The 22,468-nt window shown below is 75.4% G+C and carries 14 protein-coding genes; 7 read left to right on the top strand and 7 right to left on the bottom strand.

Going from position 1 to position 22,468, the window contains the following annotated elements:
• Positions 1–14 precede the first annotated feature (14 nt).
• Complete coding sequence (locus KVT14_RS04155; protein WP_308160881.1) at positions 15–689, bottom strand: TetR/AcrR family transcriptional regulator; 675 nt, start codon at positions 687–689, stop codon at positions 15–17.
• A 140-nt stretch (positions 690–829) separates the two neighbouring features.
• On the opposite strand from KVT14_RS04155, the gene KVT14_RS04150 reads away from it, so the two are divergent.
• On the top strand, positions 830–3,100 hold the full coding sequence (locus KVT14_RS04150) for a glycoside hydrolase family 3 C-terminal domain-containing protein (protein ID WP_217614508.1): 2,271 nt from the start codon (positions 830–832) through the stop codon (positions 3,098–3,100).
• 327 nt (positions 3,101–3,427) lie between these two features.
• On the top strand, positions 3,428–4,519 hold the full coding sequence (locus KVT14_RS23385) for an FAD-dependent oxidoreductase (RefSeq protein WP_217614507.1): 1,092 nt from the start codon (positions 3,428–3,430) through the stop codon (positions 4,517–4,519).
• A gap of 6 nt (positions 4,520–4,525) precedes the next feature.
• Here the strand turns inward: KVT14_RS23385 and KVT14_RS04140 are convergent, their stop codons facing one another.
• The 3 genes from KVT14_RS04140 to KVT14_RS04130 form a co-directional block, all read right to left on the bottom strand.
• Positions 4,526–5,203 carry a DedA family protein gene (locus tag KVT14_RS04140; RefSeq protein ID WP_217614506.1) on the bottom strand — a complete coding sequence of 226 codons (678 nt, stop codon included), beginning with the start codon at positions 5,201–5,203 and terminating at the stop codon, positions 4,526–4,528.
• Positions 5,204–5,326: 123 nt separating this feature from the next.
• Positions 5,327–7,927 (bottom strand): ATP-dependent chaperone ClpB, encoded by a 2,601-nt coding sequence (gene clpB, locus KVT14_RS04135; RefSeq protein WP_217614505.1) that lies wholly within the window; start codon positions 7,925–7,927, stop codon positions 5,327–5,329.
• Between the two features lie 636 nt (positions 7,928–8,563).
• Entirely contained in the window at positions 8,564–8,749 is a 186-nt protein-coding gene (locus tag KVT14_RS04130) for a hypothetical protein (RefSeq protein ID WP_217614504.1), read from the bottom strand.
• Between KVT14_RS04130 and KVT14_RS04125 the strand changes: the two genes are divergently transcribed.
• The 5 genes from KVT14_RS04125 to trmB all read left to right on the top strand — a co-directional run bounded on the left by KVT14_RS04125 (position 8,736) and on the right by trmB (position 15,479).
• Positions 8,736–10,388: a glycosyltransferase family 2 protein gene (locus tag KVT14_RS04125; protein WP_217614503.1), complete on the top strand. Its 1,653-nt coding sequence runs from the start codon at positions 8,736–8,738 to the stop codon at positions 10,386–10,388. The genes KVT14_RS04130 and KVT14_RS04125 overlap by 14 nt on opposite strands.
• Positions 10,381–12,105, top strand: coding sequence for a glycoside hydrolase family 26 protein (locus tag KVT14_RS04120; protein ID WP_254630375.1), 1,725 nt, complete (start codon positions 10,381–10,383; stop codon positions 12,103–12,105). The genes KVT14_RS04125 and KVT14_RS04120 overlap by 8 nt, the downstream gene beginning before the upstream one ends.
• A gap of 170 nt (positions 12,106–12,275) precedes the next feature.
• The gene (locus tag KVT14_RS04115) at positions 12,276–13,595 is read left to right on the top strand and encodes a UDP-glucose/GDP-mannose dehydrogenase family protein (protein ID WP_256447947.1); all 1,320 of its coding nucleotides are present in this window, start codon (positions 12,276–12,278) and stop codon (positions 13,593–13,595) included.
• Between the two features lie 169 nt (positions 13,596–13,764).
• The gene (locus KVT14_RS04110) at positions 13,765–14,547 is read left to right on the top strand and encodes a VOC family protein (RefSeq protein WP_217614501.1); all 783 of its coding nucleotides are present in this window, start codon (positions 13,765–13,767) and stop codon (positions 14,545–14,547) included.
• 116 nt (positions 14,548–14,663) lie between these two features.
• Positions 14,664–15,479, top strand: a complete 816-nt coding sequence (gene trmB / locus KVT14_RS22265) for a tRNA (guanosine(46)-N7)-methyltransferase TrmB (RefSeq protein ID WP_217614500.1) — start codon at positions 14,664–14,666, stop codon at positions 15,477–15,479.
• A 175-nt stretch (positions 15,480–15,654) separates the two neighbouring features.
• Here trmB and cydC read toward each other — a convergent pair whose 3' ends face one another.
• From cydC to KVT14_RS04090, 3 genes are all read right to left on the bottom strand, one after another.
• Positions 15,655–17,433: a thiol reductant ABC exporter subunit CydC gene (gene cydC, locus KVT14_RS04100; RefSeq protein ID WP_217614499.1), complete on the bottom strand. Its 1,779-nt coding sequence runs from the start codon at positions 17,431–17,433 to the stop codon at positions 15,655–15,657.
• Positions 17,430–19,445 (bottom strand): ABC transporter ATP-binding protein/permease, encoded by a 2,016-nt coding sequence (locus KVT14_RS04095; protein WP_217614498.1) that lies wholly within the window; start codon positions 19,443–19,445, stop codon positions 17,430–17,432. The genes cydC and KVT14_RS04095 overlap by 4 nt, the downstream gene beginning before the upstream one ends.
• A gap of 132 nt (positions 19,446–19,577) precedes the next feature.
• Entirely contained in the window at positions 19,578–22,274 is a 2,697-nt protein-coding gene (locus KVT14_RS04090; protein WP_217614497.1) for an HtaA domain-containing protein, read from the bottom strand.
• Positions 22,275–22,468 lie beyond the last annotated feature (194 nt).

Below are 22,468 nucleotides of genomic sequence, written 5' to 3'. Positions count from 1 at the left end.
CCGCGGCTCGCCGGTCAGCCCTGGGCGTCGAGCTCCGCGGCGTCGGCCGGGGCGGCGTCCGGGGCCGCGTCCAGCGGGACGGTCAGCTGGTCCTGCACCTGCCGCCGCACGACGCCGGCCATGTCGGTGGCGCCGTCGTCCATCAGCCACTGCACCTGCATGCCGTCCATCAGCGCGATCAGCTGCCGGCCGGCCGAGTCGGGGTCCACCCCGTCGCGCAGCGCGCCCTGCTCGGCGGCCCGCGCGAACGCCGTCGTCGCGGTGTCCAGCGCGCGCCGGTACCGGTCCTGGAAGTAGGTGTGCGCCGGGTGGTCGGCGGAGGTCGCCTCGGCGGACAGGACCGCGTACAGCTCGACGATCCCCCGCCGGGTGGCGTTCAGCGCCACGAGCTCGACGAGGTGCCGCAGGGTCGTGACCCCGTCCGGGCTGTCGGTCTCCAGCCACTCGATGTCGACGTCGTCCCGGTGCTCGAGCACCGCGAGCAGCAGGGACTCCTTGGTCGGGAAGTGGTGCAGCAGGCCGGGGTGCGAGATCCCGCACCGCGCCGCGATCTCGCGGAGCGACGCCCCGCGGTAGCCGACCTCACCGAACATGGCGGTCGCCTGGTCGATGATCTCCCGGCGCTTCGCGCGCCCCTTCGCGTAGCCCCGTTGCTGCGTCTCGACGGACATCGTCCCTGCCCCCGTCACCGTGCTCCTGCCGCGCCGGGCGGCGCGTGGTGGACAGGTTCTCACAGGAGGTCGGCGGATCCCGGCCAAAAACCCGACCAACCGGTAGGCATCGGCTACAGTGGCGGGAACAGACCCACCGCACGAGGAGGTGCCCCCGCATGACCGCCGCATTCGACGTCGAGCGCGTCCTGGCCGAGCTCACCCTGGAGGAGAAGGCCGCCCTGACGTCCGGCTCCGACTTCTGGCACACCGACGGCGTCGACCGCCTCGGGGTCCCGCAGGTGATGGTGACGGACGGCCCGCACGGCCTCCGCAAGCAGGCCGAGAGCGCCGACCACCTGGGCATCGGCAACTCCGTGCCCGCCACCTGCTTCCCGCCCGCCGCCGCGCTGGCCTCGACCTGGGACGTCGACCTGCTCGACCGCGTCGGCCGCGCCCTCGGCCGCGAGACCCGCGGCAACGAGGTCGCCGTGCTGCTCGGCCCCGGCGTGAACATGAAGCGCTCCCCGCTGTGCGGGCGGAACTTCGAGTACTTCTCCGAGGACCCGGCGCTGGCCGGCGACCTCGGCGCGGCGCTCGTGTCCGGCATCCAGTCCGAGGGCGTGGGCACGTCGCTCAAGCACTTCGCGGCGAACAACCAGGAGACCGACCGCATGCGGGTCTCCTCCGACGTCGACGAGCGCACGCTCCGCGAGATCTACTTCCCCGCCTTCGAGCGCGTGGTGAAGCAGGCGCAGCCGTGGACGGTCATGTGCTCGTACAACAAGATCAACGGCGTCTACGCCTCGCAGGACCCCTGGCTGCTGACCGAGGTCCTCCGCGACGAGTGGGGCTTCGAGGGCCTGGTCGTCTCCGACTGGGGCGCCGTGGTCGACCGCGTCGCCGCCGTCGCCGCGGGCCTGGACCTCGAGATGCCGGCCACCGGCGGCCGCACGGACGCGCTCGTCGTCGACGCGGTGAAGAACGGGCAGCTGGACGAGGCCGTGCTCGACACCGCCGTGCGCCGGGTGCTGACGCTCATCGCCCGGGCTCAGCCCGCGCTCGCGGAGCCGGGTGACATCGACGTCGAGGCGCACCACGCGCTGGCCCGCGAGGCGGCGGCGGACGGCTCGGTGCTGCTGAAGAACGCGGTCGTCGGCGGCGCCCCGGTGCTGCCGCTGTCGGCGGACGACGCGGCGCGCGCGGTGGTGATCGGCGAGTTCGCCCGCACCCCGCGGTACCAGGGCGCCGGCTCCTCCCAGGTGAACCCCACCCGCCTGGACGACGCCCTCACCGCGCTGCGCGCCGCCACCGGCACGGACCTCGCGTTCGCCGCCGGGTTCTCGGTCGCGGGCGTCGAGGGCTCGCAGGACGCGGACGACGCCGCGCTGCTCGCGGAGGCCGTCGAGACCGCCCGGGGCGCCGGCACCGTGCTGCTGTTCCTCGGCCTGCCGGCGCCGGACGAGTCCGAGGGCTACGACCGCACGCACCTCGACCTGCCCGCCAACCAGCTCGCCGTGCTGCGCGCGGTCGCCGAGGTGAACGACCGCGTGGTCGTCGTGCTGGCCAACGGCTCGGCCGTCGCCGTCGAGTGGCAGGACGACGCCGCCGCGGTCCTGGAGACCTGGCTCGGCGGCCAGGCCGGCGGCTCGGCCGTCGCGGACCTGCTGCTCGGCGTGCGGAACCCGTCGGGCAAGCTCGCCGAGACCATCCCGCACCGCGTCGAGGACACCCCGGCGTTCGGCAACTTCCCGGGCGACAACGGTCACGTCCGGTACGGCGAGGGCGTGCTCATCGGGTACCGCTGGTACGACACCCGCCTGGTCGACGTCGCGTACCCGTTCGGCCACGGCCTGTCGTACACGACGTTCGGCTACTCCGACGTGACGGCGACCGTGTCCGGCGAGGGCGCCTCGTCCGCCGTCGCCGTGTCGGTGACGGTGACCAACACCGGCGACCGTGCCGGCGCGGAGACCGTGCAGGTCTACGTCGGCGACCCGGAGGCCGCCGTGCTGCGCCCGACCCGCGAGCTCAAGGCGTTCGCGAAGGTGACGCTGGAGCCGGGCGAGTCCCGCACGCTGCAGTTCACGCTCGACGCCCGCGACCTGTCGTACTGGCACCCGGCGCTGCGCCGCTGGGCCGTCGGCGGCGGGCGCACCGTGGTCGAGGTCGGCGCGTCGTCCCGCGACATCCGCGGCGCGGCCGAGGTGACGGTCACCGGCGAGTCCCTGCACGGGACGCTCTCGGCGGACTCGACGGTCAACGAGTGGCTGGCACACCCGCGGGGCGCCGAGCTGCTCGGCGCCGCGTTCGGCGAGGCCACCGCGGCGCTCGAGCCGACCATGCTGGCGATGATGGGCGACATGCCGATGCGCGTCGTCGCGAGCTTCGGCATGGGCGGCTTCGACCTGGACGGCCTGGACGCGCTGGTGGCACGGGCCGCGGCCTGACCCCCGGCGGCGCCGCTCGCCGCACCCGCCCGCAGGCCCGTCGCGCACCTCGCGCGGAGGGCCTGCGGCGTCTGCGGCGGGGGTGGAGGCGCGGACCGCCCTGGTCCCCTCCCCGATTTCGCGCCGCCGCCCGAACGATCAGAGGGCTGCGCGCGAAAGCGGTGGGGACGGGGACGGGCCGGGTCGAGGCACGACGGGCCGGGCGGACGTCGTGCACGTCACGGCGCGGGCGGGTCCTGCGTCCCAGCCCGCGCCGCGGCGGCGGTGGCAGGCTCGAGGGCACGGGGCCGCGTCCGGCGGTCGCGTCGGGGCGAGAGGGGTTCGGACATGGCAGCACCGCGGGTCGTCGTGGTCGGTGGCGGGTACGGCGGGACGCAGGTCGCCTCGCTGCTGGACGGCGTCGCCGACGTCGTCCTCGTGGACCCGAAGGACGCGTTCGTGCACGCGGCGGCGGCGCTGCGCGCGGCGGTCGACCCGTCGTGGGAGGACCGCGTGTTCTTCGGCTACGAGCGGCTGCTGGACCGGGGCCTGGTGCTGCGGCAGCGGGTCGAGCGGGCCACCTCCTCGCAGGTGCGGCTGGCGGACGGCACGACCCTGGACGCGGACTACCTCGTGCTCGCGACGGGCACCGCCTACCCGTTCCCGGCCAAGTTCATCGAGTCGGAGACGGCGGTCGCGCAGGCGCGGCTCGCCCGGATGCGCGAGGGGCTCGCGCGCGCGCATCGCGTCCTCGTGGTCGGTGCCGGCGCGGTGGGCCTGGAGCTGGTCGGCGAGCTGCTGGACGCCTACCCGCACCTCTGGATCACCGTGGTGGACCAGGCGGACGACGTGCTCACCACCGACGACTACCTGCCGGAGCTGCGCGAGGTGGTGCGCGCCCAGCTCGCCGACCGCGTGGAGCTGGTGCTGGGCTCCCGCCTGGGCTACCTGCCGCCGTCGGACGTCGGCGTGCACGAGCCGTTCGTCGTGGAGACCGAGGCGGGCGTCCGCGTCGAGGCGCAGATGTGGTTCCGCTGCTACGGCAACCTGCCGGCGAGCGACTACCTGGCGGGCGACCTGCTGGGCGCGCGCAACGGGCTGGGCGAGGTGCGGGTGGACGACACGCTCGCGCTCACCGGGCACCCGACGGTGTTCGCGGTCGGCGACATCACGGACGTGCCGGAGTCCAAGCGCGCGTCGGCGGCGCGGGCGCACGCCGAGGTGGTGGCCGCGAACATCACGGCGCTGGTCGAGGGCCGCGAGCCCGCCGCGTCCTACCACCCGGCCCCGGAGCGGATCCTGCTGCCGCTCGGCCGCTCGGGTGGCGCCTCGCAGCTCGTCGGCGAGGACGGCGTGCGCCGGGTGGTCGGCGCCGCGGCCACGAGCCGCCTGAAGGGCGAGGACCTGTACGCGTCCCGGGTCGGGGCGCTGTTCGCCTGAGCGCGGTCAGCCCTGCGCGGCGGCGCGGCGGCGGCGCAGGCGGGTCCAGACGAACCGCACGACGACGATCACGATCGCCGCGTACACGGCGTAGTTGATGTAGTCGGAGTAGTGCCCGACGTCCTGCCACTGCGAGCCGAGCACGTAGCCGCCGACGATCAGCAGGCTGTTCCAGACGGCGCTGCCGATCGCCGTGTACAGCAGGAACCGGACCTGCGGCATCCGCTCCAGGCCGGCGGGGATCGAGACGAGCGAGCGGACGATCGGCACGCACCGCCCGATGAGCACCGCCGCGCCGCCGTGCCGGTCGAACCAGGCCTCGGCCTTGTCGAGGTCCTCGACCTCCATCAGCGGGATGCGCTCGAGCCAGCGGCGCAGCCGCGCGCGACCGAACCACGCGCCGAGCCCGTAGAGGATCCAGGCGCCCGCGACGGCACCGAGCGTAGCGGCGACGATCGCCCAGGCCAGGTTCATCTGCCCCTGGCTGGCGACGTAGCCGGCGACGGGCAGCACGACCTCGGACGGGATCGGCGGGAACAGGTTCTCCAGCGCGACGACCAGGCCCACCCCGGCCGGGCCGAGCGCCTCGATCACGCCCACCACCCAGCCGGCCAGACCGGTGAGCTCGGGCGCTGCGTCGGAGGCGGCGGGGACGCCGGCGGCCAGGGCGAGGGTCGCGTTCATCGCGGTCGATCGTCGCACGCGACCTCGCCCGCGGCCTGCGAGGACGGCGGTCCGGCGTGCGAGGCGCACAGGTCCTGCACACCTCGCACACCGGACATCGCGGACACGCCGCGCCGAGCGCGGTCAGGCCCGGGTCAGCTCCAGGCCGCCGTCGTCCGCGCGGGTGACGCGGACGGTGTCGCCGTCCCGGACCTCGCCCGCGAGCAGCAGCCGGGCCAACCGGTCGCCGATCTCCCGCTGCACGAGCCGGCGCAGCGGCCGGGCGCCGTACGCCGGGTCGAAGCCCTCGATCGCCAGCCACTCGCGCGCCGCCGGATCGACGTCCAGCGCGAGCCGCCGGTCCCGCAGCCGGGCCGCGAGCGCGGCCACCTGCAGGTCGACGATCCGGCCGATCTCCCCGAGCGACAGCGGGTCGAACAGCACGATGTCGTCGAGCCGGTTGAGGAACTCGGGCTTGAACGCCGCACGCACGGCGTCCATGACCCCGGCCTTCCGCTGCTCGGGGTCGAGCAGCGGGTCGACCAGGTGCTGCGAACCGAGGTTGGACGTCAGCACGAGGATGACGTTCCGGAAGTCGACCGTGCGCCCCTGGCCGTCGGTGAGCCGGCCGTCGTCGAGCACCTGCAGCAGGATGTCGAACACCTCGGGGTGCGCCTTCTCGACCTCGTCCAGCAGCAGCACGGAGTACGGGCGCCGCCGGACGGCCTCGGTGAGCTGGCCGCCCTCCTCGTAGCCGACGTAGCCCGGGGGCGCGCCGATCAGGCGCGCGACGGAGTGCCGCTCGGCGTACTCGGACATGTCGATCCGGACCATGGCGCGCTCGTCGTCGAACAGGAAGTCCGCGAGCGCCTTGGCCAGCTCGGTCTTGCCGACGCCGGTCGGGCCGAGGAACAGGAACGACCCGGTCGGCCGGTCGGGGTCGGCGATGCCCGCGCGGGACCGCCGCACGGCGTCCGACACCGCGGCGACCGCGGCGGACTGGCCGATGAGCCGCTCGCCGATGACCTCCTCCATCCGGAGCAGCTTCGCGGTCTCCCCCTCGAGCAGCCGCCCGGCGGGGATGCCGGTCCACATGGCGACGACCTCGGCGATCTCGTCCGCACCGACCTTGTCGGCGATCATCGGCGCCTGCGCCTCGGCGGCCGCGGCGTCGGCCTCGCGCTCGCTCGCCTCCGCCTCGGCGATCTCCTTCTCGACGGCCGGGATCTCGCCGTACTGGAGCCGCGCCGCGGCGGCGAGGTCGCCCTCGCGCAGCAGCCGGTCCGCGGTCGAGCGCAGGTCGTCCAGGCGCGCCTTGAGGTCGCCGACCAGGTTGTGGCCGGCCTTCTCCTTCTCCCAGCGCGCGGTGAGCCCGGCGAGCTCCTCGCGACGGTCGGCGAGGTCCGCGCGCAGCTTCTCCAGCCGCTCGCGGGAGGCCGGGTCGTCCGCCTCGGACAGCACGACCTCCTCCATCTCCAGCCGGGTGACGGCGCGCTGCAGCTCGTCGATCTCGACCGGGGAGGAGTCGAGCTCCATGCGCAGCCGGGACGCGGCCTCGTCGACCAGGTCGATCGCCTTGTCCGGGAGCTGGCGGCCGGTGATGTACCGGTCGGACAGCGTGGCGGCGGCGACCAGCGCGGCGTCCGCGATCGTCACCTTGTGGTGCGCCTCGTACCGCTCCTTGAGCCCGCGCAGGATCGCGACGGTGTCCTCCACCGACGGCTCGCCGACGAACACCTGCTGGAACCGGCGCTCCAGGGCGGGGTCCTTCTCGATCCGCTCGCGGTACTCGTCGAGGGTCGTGGCGCCGACCAGGCGCAGCTCGCCGCGGGCCAGCATGGGCTTGAGCATGTTGCCCGCGTCCATCGCACCCTCGCCGCCGGCGCCCGCGCCGACGACCGTGTGCAGCTCGTCGATGAACGTGACGACCTCGCCCTCGGAGGACGTGATCTCCTCCAGGACGGCCTTCAGCCGCTCCTCGAACTCGCCGCGGTACTTCGCGCCGGCGACCATCGCCGCCAGGTCGAGCGAGACCAGGCGCTTGCCGCGCAGCGACTCCGGCACGTCGCCGGCGACGATGCGCTGGGCCAGGCCCTCGACGACGGCCGTCTTGCCGACGCCGGGCTCGCCGATCAGCACCGGGTTGTTCTTGGTCCGGCGGGACAGCACCTGGATCACGCGACGGATCTCGGCGTCCCGGCCGATCACCGGGTCGAGCTTCCCGTCGCGGGCGCGCTGCGTCAGGTCGACGCCGTACTGCTCCAGCGCCTTGTACGTGCCTTCGGGGTTCGGGCTGGTGACCCGGGCGGAGCCGCGCACCGACGGCAGCGCGGCGGCGAGCGCGTCGCGGGAGGCGCCCTGGGCGCGCAGCGCGTCGGCGACACCGGTCTGCCCGGCGGCGAGCCCGAGCAGCAGGTGCTCCGTGGACACGTAGTCGTCGCCCAGGGTGCGCGCCTCGGCCGACGCGGCCTCGATCGCGGACGCGGTGGCCCGGGAGGCGGTCGGCTGCGCGACGGAGGATCCGCTCGCGGCGGGCAGGTTGACCAGGATCGCGCGCACCGCGCGGCCGAGCGCCTGGCGGTCGGCGCCCACGGCGTCGAGCAGGCCGTTCGCCACGCCGCCCTCCTGGCCGAGCAGCGCGTTCAGCAGGTGGGCGGGCTCCAGCTGCGGGTTCCCCGCGGCCGACGCCTGCTGGATGGCGTCGCCGATCGCCTCCTGCGACTTGGTGGTGAGCTTCGCGTCCAACGTCCCCTCCGTGCGTCCGGGTCGCGCGCGGCCGGCCGGCCGCGCGCGTGGTCGTGCGTGCGTGTCGCCCCGCGGCTCCGCGCGGGACGTCCGGTGCAACGCCGAGCAAGTTGAGCCTATTCCGCTCAACTCTGCGCGTCGACCCGGCGACCGGGGGGGGGCGTGCGCGGCCGACGCGCAGGTTCGTGGACCACGGCCCCCGGCCGCCAGCGTGCGGGCCGCGGCGCGAAGGGAACGCCCCAGGCCGTCGCGCGCGAATGCGGGGCCGCTGCCGACCCGCGTCATCACGCGGCGATCCGATGCTCGACCATCCGGGTGACGTCATGTCATAGCAGGGCGTGACTCTGACCGGCGTCACCGCGCGTTGTGACCGGCTTCACGCGGCCGACTCCCCTACGACACATCCCCGCAACGCGCGACACGCGCGCTGACCTGCGGCACCGTTGAAGCGCTTCCCTACTCCGGACATGTCCGACTTGCACGCCTGTGATCTGCGCATTTACGGGCAATCCGGACACCCTGCCTGTGATCCATCTCACAAACCATGCCCGAATTGCCGGGAGCGAGTTGCGCGACGGGCACCGCGTCCAACACGCTGGGCCCACTCGAGGCCGGGAGCACAACCGGCGCACAGACTCACCCGATCGTCTCGTCGCCGCCCGTCCGAACGGGTGACACCACGTCCTCGTCTGCCCCCACGCCAGTCACAGAGGCCGACGCCTCCCGACCGGGACAGCGCATCCCGACCCCGTTCTCCGCCGCGTCACCGTCGCCGCCGGCACCCTCCCGACCGACGCCGAGGTGAGCGATGTTCATCTTCATCCTGCAGATCCGGCACATGCTCGACGAGCAAGCCGAGCTGTACCTGTTCACGATCTTCTCCGGGCTCGTCTGGGCCCTGTGGCTGCTCAAGGTGGGCCTGTCCCGCCGGTACCGCCCGTGGACCGACGAGCACCACGAGACGACCAGCGTGATCGTGCCCGTGGTCGACGAGCCGCTCGACCTGTTCCGCGACGTGCTGACGCGCGTGACCGAGCAGCGCCCCGACGAGGTGATCGTCGTCATCAACGGCAAGCGCAACCCGGACCTCGAGGCGGTGTGCGAGGAGTTCGCGCCGCTCGTCCGCTGGGTGCACACCCCGATCCCGGGCAAGCGCAACGCCGTGAAGATCGGCACCGAGATGTCGAAGTACGACATCACCGTGCTGCTCGACTCGGACACGGTGTGGACGCCGGGCACGCTGCCCGAGCTGATCAAGCCGTTCAAGGACGCGAACGTCGGCGGCGTCACCACCCGCCAGCGCATCCTCGAGCCGACCCGCTCGTGGATCACCCGCTGGGCGGACTGGCTGGAGAACTCGCGCTCGCTCTACTCGATGCCGGCGCAGTCGGTGCTCGGCCAGGTCGGCTGCCTCCCGGGCCGCACGATCGCGTTCCGCCGGCACATCCTCATCGACGTCATGGACGACTTCATGACGCAGCGGTTCATGGGCGTCTTCCTCGAGGTCTCCGACGACCGCACGCTGACGAACCTCACCCTCAAGCAGGGCTACCGGACCGTCTACCAGCACACGAGCCTCGTCTACACCGACGCCCCGCTGCAGGTGAAGAAACTGTTCAAGCAGCAGCTCCGCTGGGCCCGCGGGTCGCAGTACAACACGCTGCGGATGCTGCCCTGGATGCTCGGGCACGCGCCGATCCTGGCGATCTTCTTCCTGACCGACATCCTGCTGCCGTTCCTGCTCGTCGGGACGATCGCGGGCTGGGTCTACCGCTCGGTGAGCGGCACGGGCGTCAACCTCTACGAGGCGATGCTCGAGACCTACGGCGCCCAGGCCGGCTGGTTCTGGGTCATCGCCCTGATGGTCGTGTCCTCGGTGCTGTCGATGGCGATCCGGCAGATCCGGCACCTGCAGGAGGTCCCGAGCGACTTCTTCCGGCTGCCGATCTTCATCATCGTCTCGACGTTCTTCCTCATGCCGGTCCGGCTGCTCGGCTTCCTCCGCATGGCGCACGCCTCCGGCTGGGGCACCCGAGCCGGTGCGTACGCCGGCGGCGACCCGGGTCAGGGTGGCGCGGAGGAGGCCCCGCAGCCCGGCACGCTCGAGGCCGAGCTCGGCCTGATCGCCGACGCGGCGCCGGTGGACGTCGTCGACCGCGGCGACTTCCCGACGCAGCGCGACCACGCCACGGACCCCGGCGGCGCGCACGGCGAGCCCGTGCACGCGGTCGCCGGGCACGCCCCGCTGGAGGCCGGCTCGGCCGCGCCCGTCCCGACCGCCGGCACGCCGGCGCTGGCCGCGCACACCGCGGTCGCCACCGTGGCCGCCCCCGAGACCTCGCGCCGGCACGCCCGTGCCGCCGCCCCCGCCCCCGCCCGCCGGCGGCTCAACCCGCTCGCGGGGATCCCCTACGTGATCGCCGTGGTCCTGTTCGCCCTGGAGGCCCTCCTCTATGTCTGACGCACCCATCACCCCCAGCGGCAAGCACTGGTGGGCCCCGACGATGGGCCGGATGACCGTCCGCGCCCGCGTCGCGACCGCCGTGATCGTGCTGGCCCTCGTGGCCGTCACCGCCGTCGTGTGGAACCTGCCGACGGTCTCCTCGATCGTCAACGCCCAGGCCGACGAGCCGACCGCCGCCGAGCTCGCGCTCCAGCAGCGGAACGCCGAGCTCGAGGGCCAGCTCCAGTCCAGCCGCGCGCAGGCCGACGCCCTGCGCGAGGTCCTCGGCGACGAGCAGGCCGCGCGCAAGAAGGGCGAGGAGTCCGCGGCGCAGAACCAGGCGCAGCGCGAGGCCGAGGCGGCCGCGGCCGCCGAGGCGGACCAGAAGGCGACCTCCGGGTCGTCGAGGTCGGGCTCGTCGAAGTCGTCCGGCTCCTCGTCCCGCTCGGGCCGGGGCGGCTCGGCGGCGGCGGCCGGCTCCGGCGGCGGCTCCGGCGCGGCCAACCCGAGCACCCCGCGCCCGGACAACCCGAGCACCCCGCCCGGGCCCACCAAGCCGACCGCCCCGAGCAAGGCGGCGCTGGTGAACCCGACCAGCCGCTACTTCGGCATGTACACCGAGCAGGCCCCGTTCAACTGGGCCACGTTCGACGACGCGGCCGAGGAGGTCGGCCGGCAGCAGTCGATGGTCGGCTTCTTCGGCGGCTGGGACGAGGCGTACCGCGCCAACGCGGTGACCCGCGCCTGGCAGCGCGGCATGCTCCCGATGCTCACCTGGGAGTCCCGGCCGATCGCGTCCGGCAACGACGTGGTCGACGAGCCGGACTACACCCTGCCGAAGATCATCAACGGTGACTTCGACGCCTACCTCACCCAGTACGCGAAGGACATCGCGGCGACCGGGCTGCCGCTCGCCATCCGCCTGGACCACGAGATGAACGGCGTCTGGTACCCGTGGGCCGAGCAGACCGGCTCGGGCGCCCCCATCAACGGCAACAACGTCGGCGACTACGTGAAGATGTGGCAGCACGTCCACGACGTCTTCGAGGCGAACGGCGCCAACCAGTACGTCATCTGGGTGTGGGCGCCGAACATCGTCAACAACCTGCCGGCCGCCAACCAGAGCACCGACTTCCTGCGGGCGCTCTACCCCGGCGACGCGTACGTCGACTGGGTCGGCGTCTCCGGCTACCAGCGGCCGCCGTACAAGTCGGACAACGACGCGACCTTCGAGTACACGTTCGACCGGACGCTCAACCAGCTCCGGGAGATCACCGACAAGAAGATCCTGCTGGCCGAGGTCGGCGCGTCCGAGGTCGGCGGCACCAAGCCCGCCTGGGTGAAGTCGTTCTTCGAGGGCTTCGACCCCGGCCGCAACGACGACGTGATCGGCTTCGCCTGGTTCAACCTCGCGGTGACGACCTACGTCGACGGGCAGCTCGCCACGAACGACTGGCGGGTGGACTCCCGGGCCAACAGCCTCGAGGCGTTCCGCACCGGGCTGGCCGGCACCGCGCGCAACTTCGGCGGGACGGTGCTGGCCACCGCGCCGGCCGCGACCGCCGCGGCGCCGGCGGCGGAGGAGCCCGCGGCCGCCGCCGCACCCGCCCCGACCGCGTCGCCGTCCCCGGCACCGACCGCGAGCCCGGCGCCGACCGCCTCGCCGAGCCCGGCGCCGTCGCCGTCGCCCAGCGCGACCGCCTCGCCCACCCCGACCCCGGCGGCGACCCCGTGACCGCCCGCCGGACCCGCACTCCCCGCCACCCGCGCCCCACCGTGAGGAGCACTGCCATGAACGACGCATCCCTCTCCGCCGCAACCCTGTCCGCCGAGGGTCTGGCCGCAGCCGACCTGCCCGTCGAGGAGACCGAGGCCCGCCCGGGCGCCGGCACCCCGGCCGCCCCGCTGAAGATCGCCGTCTACGGCACCGGCTACCTCGGCGCGACCCACGCGGTCGCCATGGCCGAGCTCGGCTTCGAGGTCCTGGGCGCCGACGTCGACCAGGCCAAGGTCGACGCGCTCGCCGCCGGCAAGGTGCCGTTCTTCGAGCCCGGGCTCGACCCGCTGCTCGAAAAGCACCTCGAGACCGGCCGGCTGCGGTTCACCACCGACCTGGCGTCCGCCGCCGCGTGGGGCGACGTGCACTTCATCTGCGTCGGCACCCCGCAGATGAAGACCAGCCACGCCGCCAACCTCTCCTACGTGGAGTCCGCCGCGACCACCATCGCGACGAACCTCACCAAGGACGCGCTGATCGTCGGCAAGTCGACCGTCCCGGTCGGCACCGCGGCGCGGCTGCGCGAGCTCGTCGCGGCGCAGGCCCCGGCCGGCGTCTCGCTGGAGCTCGTCTGGAACCCCGAGTTCCTGCGCGAGGGCAAGGCCGTCGACGACACCCTGCACCCCGACCGCATCGTGCTCGGCGGCACCTCCACGCGGGCCGAGGCCACGCTGCGCGAGGTCTACGCCGGCCCGATCGCCGAGGGCACTCCGGTCGTCGTCACCGACCTCCCGACCGCCGAGCTCGTCAAGGTCAGCGCCAACGCGTTCCTCGCCACGAAGATCTCGTTCATCAACGCCATCTCCACGGTCTGCGAGGCCGCCGGCGCCGACGTCACCGTGCTCGCCGACGCCCTGGGCCACGACGTCCGCATCGGCCGCCAGTTCCTCAACGCCGGCCTCGGCTTCGGCGGCGGCTGCCTGCCCAAGGACATCCGCGCCCTCATGCACCGCGCCAACGAGCTCGGCGCCTACCGGGCGTCGGCGCTGCTGCAGCAGGTCGACGAGATCAACATGGGCCAGCGCGAGCGCGTGCTGGACATGGCGGTCGAGGCCTGCGGCGGCTCCGTGCTGAACCGCCGGATCGGGGTGCTCGGTGCCGCGTTCAAGCCGGACACCGACGACGTCCGCGACTCGCCGGCGCTCAACGTGGCGGCGGCGCTGCACCTGCGCGGCGCGCAGGTCACGGTCTTCGACCCCGAGGCGGGCGACACGGCGCGCCGGTCGTTCCCGACGCTGTCGTACGCGACCTCCATCGAGGAGGCCGTCGAGGGCACCGACGTCGTCCTGGTCCTCACCGAGTGGGACCAGTTCGCGAACGCGGACGCCGACAAGCTGGCGCCGCTCACCGCCACGCCCCGCGTCGTCGACGCGCGCGGCAAGCTCGACCCGAACCGCTGGCGCACCGCCGGCTGGGAGTTCGCGGGTCTGGGGCGGCCCGCCGCCTGACGGGCGGCCACGGGACGGGGCGTCCCGGCGGGTCGGCGCGCGGAGGGAGCGCCGGCCCGTCGGGGCGCCCCTCTGCCGTCCCGGCGCTGGCCGGGTGTCGGCGGGCGGTGGTCTGATGGGTCCCGGCGGCGCCGCCACGGCCCGCGCCCGACCCACCGAGGGGGACGACATGACCGTGCGCGACACGCCCTGGCCCGAGGGGACGCCCTGCTGGGCGGAGCTGGCGGTCCCCGACCTCGAGCTCGGGCGGCAGTTCTACGGCGCGCTGCTCGGCTGGGAGTTCGTGGTCGGACCGGAGGAGACCAGCTTCTACTCCGAGGCCCTGGTCGGCGGACGGCGCGCCGCGGCGCTCAACGGCTACCGACCCGACCCGGACGCCCCCGTCGCCTGGCTGCCGTTCCTCGCGACGCCCGACGCGGCCGGCACCGCCGACCGGGCCGCCGCCGCCGGGGCCACCGTGCTCGCCGGGCCGATGGACGTGATGGCGTTCGGGGCGATGGCCGTGCTCGCCGACCCCGCCGGCGCGGCGGTGGCGCTGTGGCAGGCCGGCACCTCCCTGGGCGCCGAGGTCGTCGACGAGCCCGGCGCGATCGCCTGGGCCGAGCACATGTCCGCCGACCCGACCGCCGCGCGGGCCTTCTACCCCGCGGTCTTCGACTACGCGCTGCAGGACATCAGCGAGCCGGGCTTCGACTACACGACGCTGCTGCTCGACGGGGAGCCGGTGGCCGGGATCGGCGGCGGCTGGGACCGCGCCGAGTGGTGCCTCTACGTGCGGGTCGCGGACACCGACGCGGTCGTCGCGGCGGCCACCCGGCTCGGCGGCGGCGTGCACCTCCCGGCGGAGGACTCGCCCTACGGGCGGGTCGCGTCGATCACCGGGCCGTTCGGGGAGCGGCTGGGGCTGATGGGGCCGAGCACCGGCGAGGAGGCGGCGGCCGCCGGGGCGTGACCCGGCGGCGACCTGGCCGACCGGGCGGCGACGGGGCCGACCCGGCGGCGACGGGGGCGGTGCGGCGACGACGGGGGCGGCGCGGACGCGTGCGGCGGCGCCGCTACCCTCGACGCGTGCCCGACCCGGACGACCGCCCCGCTCCCCCGACCGCCGACGCCGGCGCAGCCGGAGGTGCCGCCGCCGCGGACGGGCGGCCCGGCGACGCGTTCCAGCACGCCCCGAACACCGAGGGCGACCCGATCCGCACCTTCCACCCGCGCCGCGCCGCGCTCGGCGAGCGCCGGGCCGACGCGCTCGACCGGCTGTGGCCCCGGTACGGCTTCTCGGTGCACGACCCCGCGCTCGGCCTCCCGCCGACGACGCCCGACGGCGCCCTGGACGCGGCTCGGCTGTTCGGCCGCACCGCCCCGCTCGTGCTGGAGATCGGCTCCGGCATGGGCGACGCCACCGCGGCGATGGCCGCCGCCGACCCCGCCCGGGACTACCTCGCCGTCGAGGCGCACCTGCCCGGCATCGCGAACCTGCTGGTGCTGGTCGAGGAGCACGGCCTGACCAACGTCCGGGTCGCGCACGGGGATGCCCTCGACCTGGTGCGCCGGACCGTCGCCCCCGACTCGCTCGACGCCGTGCACGTGTTCTTCCCCGACCCGTGGCCGAAGGCACGCCACCACAAGCGCCGGATCATCGCGCCCGACCACGTCGCCCTGCTGCGCAGCCGGCTGCGGCTCGGCGGCACGCTGCACTGCGCGACGGACTGGGCGGAGTACGCCGAGCAGATGCTCGAGGTCGTCGACGCCGACCCGGGCCTGACCAACCCGCACGGCGGCTTCGCGCCCCGCCCGGCGCACCGCCCGGTCACCAAGTTCGAGCGCCGTGGCGAGCAGGCGGGCCGCCCGTCCCACGACGTCATCGCCACCCGCACCGCCTGACCCGGCGCGCACGTGCACCCGGCACGGGCGGGTGCACGCTCACCACGGGGTACCCGACACGTCGAGCGAGTAGTCGCCGGGTACTCGCTCGACGCGTCGGCTGCTCGCTCGGCGGCCGAAGCACGCGCGCCGCTGCGCGGGCGGGGCACTCCGAGACGGGGTCGCCGCGGGCGGGTCAGGCGCTGGCGAGGTTCTCGATGCGCAGGACGCGGTCGGCCGTGCGGACGGCGCCGGGGCGGTGCGCGATCACCAGGACCGTCCGCCCCTTCGCCGCCTCGGCCAGGGCGTCCTGGATCTCCGCCTCGGTCGCGACGTCGAGCTGGCTGGTCGCCTCGTCGAGCACCAGCACCGGCGCGTCCAGCAGCAGCGCCCGCGCGATCGCGACCCGCTGCCGCTGCCCGCCGGACAGCCGCTCGCCCATCTCGCCGACCCGGGTCTCGTACCCGTCCGGCATCGCCAGCACCGCGTCGTGCAGGGCGGCACGCCGGCAGGCGGCCTCCAGCTCGGCGTCGGTGGCGTCCGGCGCGGCGAGCCGGAGGTTTGCCGCGAGCGTGTCGTTGAACAGGTACGTGCTCTGGCCGACGACGGCGACGTGCCGCCGCAGGTCCTCGAGGGACACGTCCCGCACGTCGACCCCGCCGAGCAGCACCCGCCCCGCGTCCGGGTCCCAGGCGCGGGTCAGCAGGTTCACCAGCGTCGACTTGCCCGAGCCCGACGAGCCGACGACGGCGGTCGTGCTCCCGGCCGGGACGTGCAGGTCCAGCCCCGTGAGCACGGGCCGGCGCTCGACGGAGCCCAGCGCCGCGGCGGCCGGGTCGTCGGGGTCGAGGTCGGGTGCCGGGTAGGTGAAGCCCACGCCTTCGAACCGGATGTCGAGCGGCCCGTCGGGCAGCGGCACCGGGTCGGCGGGCGACGTCGTCGCGGGGGCGGCGTCGGTGATCCGCCAGATGCGGCGGGCCGCGGCGAAGGCCTGCTCGAGGTCGGGCGCGACGTCCTCGACGGCGAGCACCGGGGTGAACACCGCCAGCGCGAGCACGACCGCCACCGCGTACGCCGGCCAGTCCAGCGCGCCGGACCCGACGCGGGCGGCGCCGACGAGCGCCACGGTCACGACCGCGCCGACCATGAGCACCGAGTTCGCGGCGCGGCGGCGCGCGGTCCAGGTCGCGAGGCCGGCGAGCCCGGCGTCGACCTCGGCGGCGACGTCCCGGGCCTCGGCGCGGCGGCGGCCGGCGGCGCCGAACGCGAGCACCTCGCGGACGCCCTGCAGCGACTCCGTCACCAGCTGGGCGAGCCGGCCTCGGGCGGCGCGGACCCGGGTCGCGGCCGCGGCGCTCGGGGTGCGGCCCCAGCCGGGAACCACCGCGCCGACGAGCAGCAGGAACGGCAGCAGCACCAGCGCGAGCACCGGGTCGTAGCCGGCCGCGAGCACCACCAGCACGACGACCGGCACGACGACGGCGCTGACCGCCGGCACCAGGGTGTGCGCGAAGAACACCTCGACGCGGTCGACGTCCTTGGTCGCGCGGTTCACCAGGTCGCCGGTGCGCCGGGACAGCACCCCGGCCGGCGACTGCGGCGCGAGCCGGTCGTAGAAGTCGACGCGGAGCATGGCGAGCGCGCGGAACGCGACGGCGTGCCCGGTGAACTGCTCGAGGTAGCGCAGCACCCCCTTGACCAGCGACAGCACGACGAGGGTCCACACGACGGGCGCGATCGCCGCGTCCGGGTCCTGTGCGACCCGCGCGACGCCCCACGCGGAGACGCCGAGCAGCGCGATGCCGAGCAGCTGACCGGCCACGCGGCACACGAGCGACGCGGCCAGCGGCGGCAGGACGGGTCGGCCGAACCGCACCAGGCGGCGGGAGATCGCGGCCCGGGTCAGCGGGACCTCGGGAGCGACGGCGGGAGCCCCGGCGGGCGTCGCGGGGCGGGGCTGCGTGGCGGCGCTCACGGGCGGGCCTCCTGCTCGGTGAGCGGGCCCGCGCCGACGCCGGACAGGTCCAGCGCGCGGGCGTAGTACGAGTCGATGCTGCCGAGCCGGTCGGGCGGACCCTGCTCGACGATGCGGCCCTCGGCGAGCACCAGCACCTCGTCCGCGCCGCGGACCGTGCTGAGCCGGTGCGCGACCACGACCACCGTGCGGCCCTCGCCGGCCCGGTCGAGCGCCTCGACGAGCGCCGACTCCGAGGCGGCGTCCACCTGGCTCGTCGGCTCGTCGAGCAGCAGCACGGGCGCGTCCTTGAGCAGCGCGCGGGCGACGGCGAGCCGCTGGGCCTGGCCGCCGGACAGCGACAGCCCGCGCTCCCCGACCCGGGTGGCGAGCCGGTCGGGGAACCGGCGCACGTCGTCGGCGAGGTTCGCCTCCGCGAGGGCGTGCCACAGCCGGTCGTCGTCCGCGTCGGACGCGGCGAGCCGCAGGTTGTCCGCCAGCGTGCCGGTGAACAGGTAGGTGGTCTGGGCGACCACCGCGGTCTGCGCGCGCACCCAGTCGACCGGGACCGCGGTGGCGTCGTGGCCGCCGACCCGGACGACGCCGGACCCCGGGCGCAGGTGCGCCTGGACGAGCGCGGCGACGGTGCTCTTGCCGGAGCCGGACGGCCCGATGAGCGCGACCCGCCCGCCGCGCGGCACGGCGAACGACACGTCGTCGAGCACGGGGCGGCCGCCGGGGTAGGCGAAGGACACGTGGTCGAGCGCCACCGCCTCGGGGCGGCCCTCGCCCCCCGCGTCGCCCTCGCGAGGATTCACGTGGAACGTGCTGGTCACGGGCGCGCGGACGTCCGGCGCGTCCCCGGCCGTCGCCGGCTGCGCGAGCACCGTGTCGATCTCCCGCACGGCCGCGCGGCCGCCCATCCCGACGTAGAAGAACTGCCCGACCCGGTCCAGCGGCTCCAGCAGCACGGTCGACACCAGGACGACCGCGACCGCCTGCCCGGGGGTGATCGCGCCGTCCCGGAGCCGCGCCATCGCGAGGCCGGCGGCGGCGGCGACCATCGCCAGCGAGAACGAGGCGTCGATGACGAGCAGCACCACCTGGTTGCCCGCCAGGAGGCGCATGACCATCCGGCGCAGCTGCTCCGCGCTGCGCGCGAGCTCCGCGCCCTTGGTCGCCGCCCGGTTGAACGCCGTCGACGTCGGCAGCCCCTGGATCGCGTCGAGGAACTGCGCGGAGAACCGGCGCGCGGTCATCCGGTACTGCACGGACACGCTGCGGAACAGCTTCTGGAACCCGTTGACCAGCAGCGGGATGGCGGGCAGCGCGAGCGCCAGCCAGCCGGCCACCACCCAGTCGACGGCCGCGCCGAGCGCGACGAGCGCGATCACCGGGACCGTCATCGAGGCGATGATCGGGAACTTGAAGGTGACCTCGTAGGAGGCGGCCCGCTCGACGCCGTCGGTGGCCGTCGAGACGAACCGGCCCGACCGCTCCTGGGTCCGGAACGCGACGCCCAGCCGGAACATCTGGTCGAGCAGCACGTCGCGGCGCTCGACCTCGCGGCGGCCGACCGCGCCCAGGCTCAGCCGCGGACCCGCGAAGGCCGCGGCCGCGAGGGCGACGACGCCGAGGACGATCGCGACCAGGGCGCCCACCGGGACGCCGGCGCCGGTACGGGCGCCGTCGAGGACCGCGCCGAGCGCGAGGTAGACGGCGGTGGTGCCGGCCGCGACCACCCAGGTGAGGGCAGCGGGCAGCAGGCTGGTCCGGCGGGACAGCGGGGGCGTCGGGACCTGGGGCGGGCCGAGGGGCGCACCGCCGGGACGGCCCGGGTGGCCGCCGCCGGGTGCGCCGGGGTGCCCGCCGGCGGGACGACCGCCGGGGTGGCCGGGGTGGCCGCCGCCCGGGCGCCCGTTCGCGGGACGGGCCGCCCCGTCCGGTCGGCCGCCTCCCGCGCTGCCGGGGGGACGCTCCCCGCCGGGCCGGGCGGGGGTGCCGGCGGAGCTGCCGGGGTGCGGGGCGGTCATGCGGGTCCTCGGTTCGGTGCGGGGTGGACGGGGGCGCGCCCGACACGGTGCCACGCGGTCGCCCTCCGCGCGACACCGTGCCCGGGCACGGTGGTCGGGGCGGCGCGACCGTGAGGTCGCGCCGCCCGTCGATCAGGCCGCGAGCGCGGCCGAGCGCTGCCGGCGACGGTACGCCGCCGCCGTCAGGAGCGCGCCGAACAGCAGCAGCGCGACGGCGTAGCCGACCGCGTCGCCGGGCTCGGCGCCCGTGGTGGCCAGGCTGCCGGACGCGACGTCGCACTCGACCTCCGCGCCGAGCGGCAGCGTGAACGACACCGGGTCGAGCGCTGCGCCGGCGGAGTAGAACCCCTGGAACACGGTCGCGCCGGCCTGCGTCAGCGTCGCCGGGATCCCGGACCACGCCACCTGCGAGGCGCCCGAGGACGCCGAGCCGGCGGACAGGTCCAGCGTGGCGAGCGCCACGCGGGAGGAGCCGGACGGGCTCGCCACGGTCATCGTCAGCGTCGCGGACGAGCCGCTCGTGACGCGGACCGTCGGGTTCGAGAACGTCAGGTCCAGCTGGCCCGCGTGCCCGGTGAACTGCACGCCGCCCGACCAGGAGGCCGAGCCGACGTCGCCGGCGGTGTTGTACCGGCCGGTGCCGCCGGACCAGGTCCACGGGCCGGAGCCCGAGACGCCGGAGGCGCTGATCGACCCGCTCGCGATCGGACCGGTGACGTAGCTGCGGAACGAGTCCCGCACGCCCCAGGTGAACGACGCCCCGGACACGGCCCGTGCCACGCACGTCGGCGCCGCGGCCTGGACGGTGATCGGGAACTCGAGGGTCTGGCCCGCGCCGATCAGCACGAGCGTGTGCGCCCCGGCCGGCGTGGACGCCGGGATGGTGAACGTCGCCGCGACCGTGCCGGAGGCGTCGGCCGTGAGCGTCGCCAGCAGGACCGGGTCGGAGTGCAGCTCGAGGCGGATGCCGCCCTCGCCCGCGCCGAACCCGTTCGCCGTCAGGGTGAGCTCGCCGCCCGCGGTGACCGCGCCCGACGCGCTCAGGCCCTGGACCTCGCGCACCGGCGCCGGCTCGGCGTCGCCGCCGGGCAGGGTCGGCGTCGTCGGGACCGTGGGGGTGCTCGGGACCGTCGGCGTGCCGCAGTCCGTGGCCGCGCCGAGCGGCAGCGTGAACGACACCGGGTCGAGCGGCGCGCCGGCCGGGTAGAAGCCGGCGAACGCCGTGCTCCCCGCGGCGGTCAGCGTCGCGGGGACGCCGGACCAGGCGACCTTCGAGGCCGTCGAGCCCGCGGTGCCGCCCGCCAGGTCGAGCGTGGCGACCTCGACGCGGGTGGCGGCGGCCGTGCCGGAGGAGACCGACATCAGCAGCGACGCCGTGGTGGCGCCGGTGACCCGCACCTCGGGGCTCGCGAACGTGAGGTCGAGCGCGCCCTCGTGGCCGGTGAACCGGACGCCGCCCGACCACGTGGACGTCGCCAGGCCGTCGGCGTCGACCTGGCCCGTGCCGGCGGACCAGGTCCACGGGCCGGTGCCGGTCACGCCGGTGGTGCTGATCGAGCCGCTCGCGATCGGGCTCGTGATGTAGGAGCGGAACGACTCGCGGACACCCCAGGAGAAGGTGGCGCCGGTGATCGCGACGCAGCTCGGCGCCGGGGTCCCGCCGCCGGGGGTGCCGGGCGTGCCGGGCGTCTCGCCGCCCTCGCCGCCGCCGGGGTTCTCCCCGCCGGGCGTCTCGCCGCCCGCCGCCGCGAAGGCGATCGGGACCGCGCGCTCGTTGCCCGCCTGGGTGGTGCCGCCGGCGCCGGTGGTGAAGACGGCGAGCGTGCCGCCCGCGAGCGCCTTCGCGTCCAGCGTCTCCTTGTCGACCATGACGGTCCAGGTGAAGCCCGCGGTGCCGTCGGCGGCGAGGGTCCACTTCAGGTAGGGGCTCGTCTCGCTGACGCCCTGCACCCACGCCGAGTACGCGTTCGTGCGCGCCGACGTGGCCGCGCCCTCCGACGGGCGCCAGGTGCTCGCCAGCCAGCCGACCTGCGCGTAGAACCCGGCGGGCTGGCCCGCGTTCGGGCCGTACAGGCCGAGCGCGCTGGTGTCGTAGCCGGAGCCGGTGATCGTCAGGGTCGCGCCCTCGGGGTCCAGGCCCGTCGTCGGCGTGACGGTCAGCGTCGGCTCGGCCGGGGCCGTCGGCTCCTCGGTCCCGGGCTCCTCGGTGCCCGGCTCGCCGGTGCCGGGCTCCTCGGTGCCCGGCTCACCGGTCCCAGGCTCCTCGGTGCCCGGCTCACCCGTGCCCGGCTCCTCGGTCACCGGCTCCGCGAACGCGATCGGCACGGCGACCTCGTTGCCCGCCTGCACCACGCCCTTGCCGCCGACGGTGAACACCGCGAGCTGCCCGCCCTCGATCTCCACGGCGTCCAGCGCGGCCTTCGTGATCGTCTGGGTCCAGGTGAAGTCCACCAGGCCGTCGCCGTCGTCGTCCGTCCACTGCACGTACTCGCCGCCGGTCGGGGTGTCCTCGACCGCGACGCGGTAGGCGTTGGACCGCGCGCCGGCCGCCGCCCCCTGCGACGGGCGCCAGGTGTCTGCCAGCCACCCGATCTGCGCGTACATGCCGGCCACCATCGGCCCCTGCGTGAACGCGGGGTCGAAGTCCCGGCCGGTGATCGTGATCGTCGCGCCCTCCGGGTCCAGCCCGGTCGTCGGCGACACCGTCAGCGTCGGCGTCGGCGCGGCGACCGCGGGGGTCGCCACGAGCGCGGAGCCCGCGCCCACGACCAGCGCGACCAGCGCGCCGGTCACCGCGCGCCAGGCGCGGGTCCTCGTTCCTCGGTGCATCGTCTCCCTCTCCGGCCCGGGGACCCGGGCGATCGTGCGGGCCGCGCCCCCCGACGGGCCGCGGTCCTCCTCGGTCAGTGCTGCTGGTCGCCGTGCTGCTCGGCCGGCCCGCCCGGTGCGGAGCCGGTCGCGCCGGCCCCCGCGGCCGCCCCGGCCTCGCGCCGGCGCCGGGCGGCGCGGGACGCGGCCACCCC

This window comes from Cellulomonas sp. GbtcB1, assembly GCF_019091725.1.
Taxonomy (GTDB): Bacteria; Actinomycetota; Actinomycetes; order Actinomycetales; family Cellulomonadaceae; genus Cellulomonas.
This window is presented reverse-complemented; position numbering and strand designations above follow the sequence as displayed.

Coding starts and splice junctions, on each gene's coding strand:
- KVT14_RS04150 (WP_217614508.1), top strand. CDS start 830: ATGACCGCCGCATTCGACGTCGAGCGCGTCCTGGCCGAGCTCACCCTG.
- KVT14_RS23385 (WP_217614507.1), top strand. CDS start 3,428: ATGGCAGCACCGCGGGTCGTCGTGGTCGGTGGCGGGTACGGCGGGACG.
- KVT14_RS04140 (WP_217614506.1), bottom strand. CDS start 5,203: ATGAACGCGACCCTCGCCCTGGCCGCCGGCGTCCCCGCCGCCTCCGAC.
- KVT14_RS04125 (WP_217614503.1), top strand. CDS start 8,736: ATGTTCATCTTCATCCTGCAGATCCGGCACATGCTCGACGAGCAAGCC.
- KVT14_RS04130 (WP_217614504.1), bottom strand. CDS start 8,749: ATGAAGATGAACATCGCTCACCTCGGCGTCGGTCGGGAGGGTGCCGGC.
- KVT14_RS04120 (WP_254630375.1), top strand. CDS start 10,381: ATGTCTGACGCACCCATCACCCCCAGCGGCAAGCACTGGTGGGCCCCG.
- KVT14_RS04110 (WP_217614501.1), top strand. CDS start 13,765: ATGACCGTGCGCGACACGCCCTGGCCCGAGGGGACGCCCTGCTGGGCG.
- KVT14_RS04095 (WP_217614498.1), bottom strand. CDS start 19,445: ATGACCGCCCCGCACCCCGGCAGCTCCGCCGGCACCCCCGCCCGGCCC.
- KVT14_RS04090 (WP_217614497.1), bottom strand. CDS start 22,274: ATGCACCGAGGAACGAGGACCCGCGCCTGGCGCGCGGTGACCGGCGCG.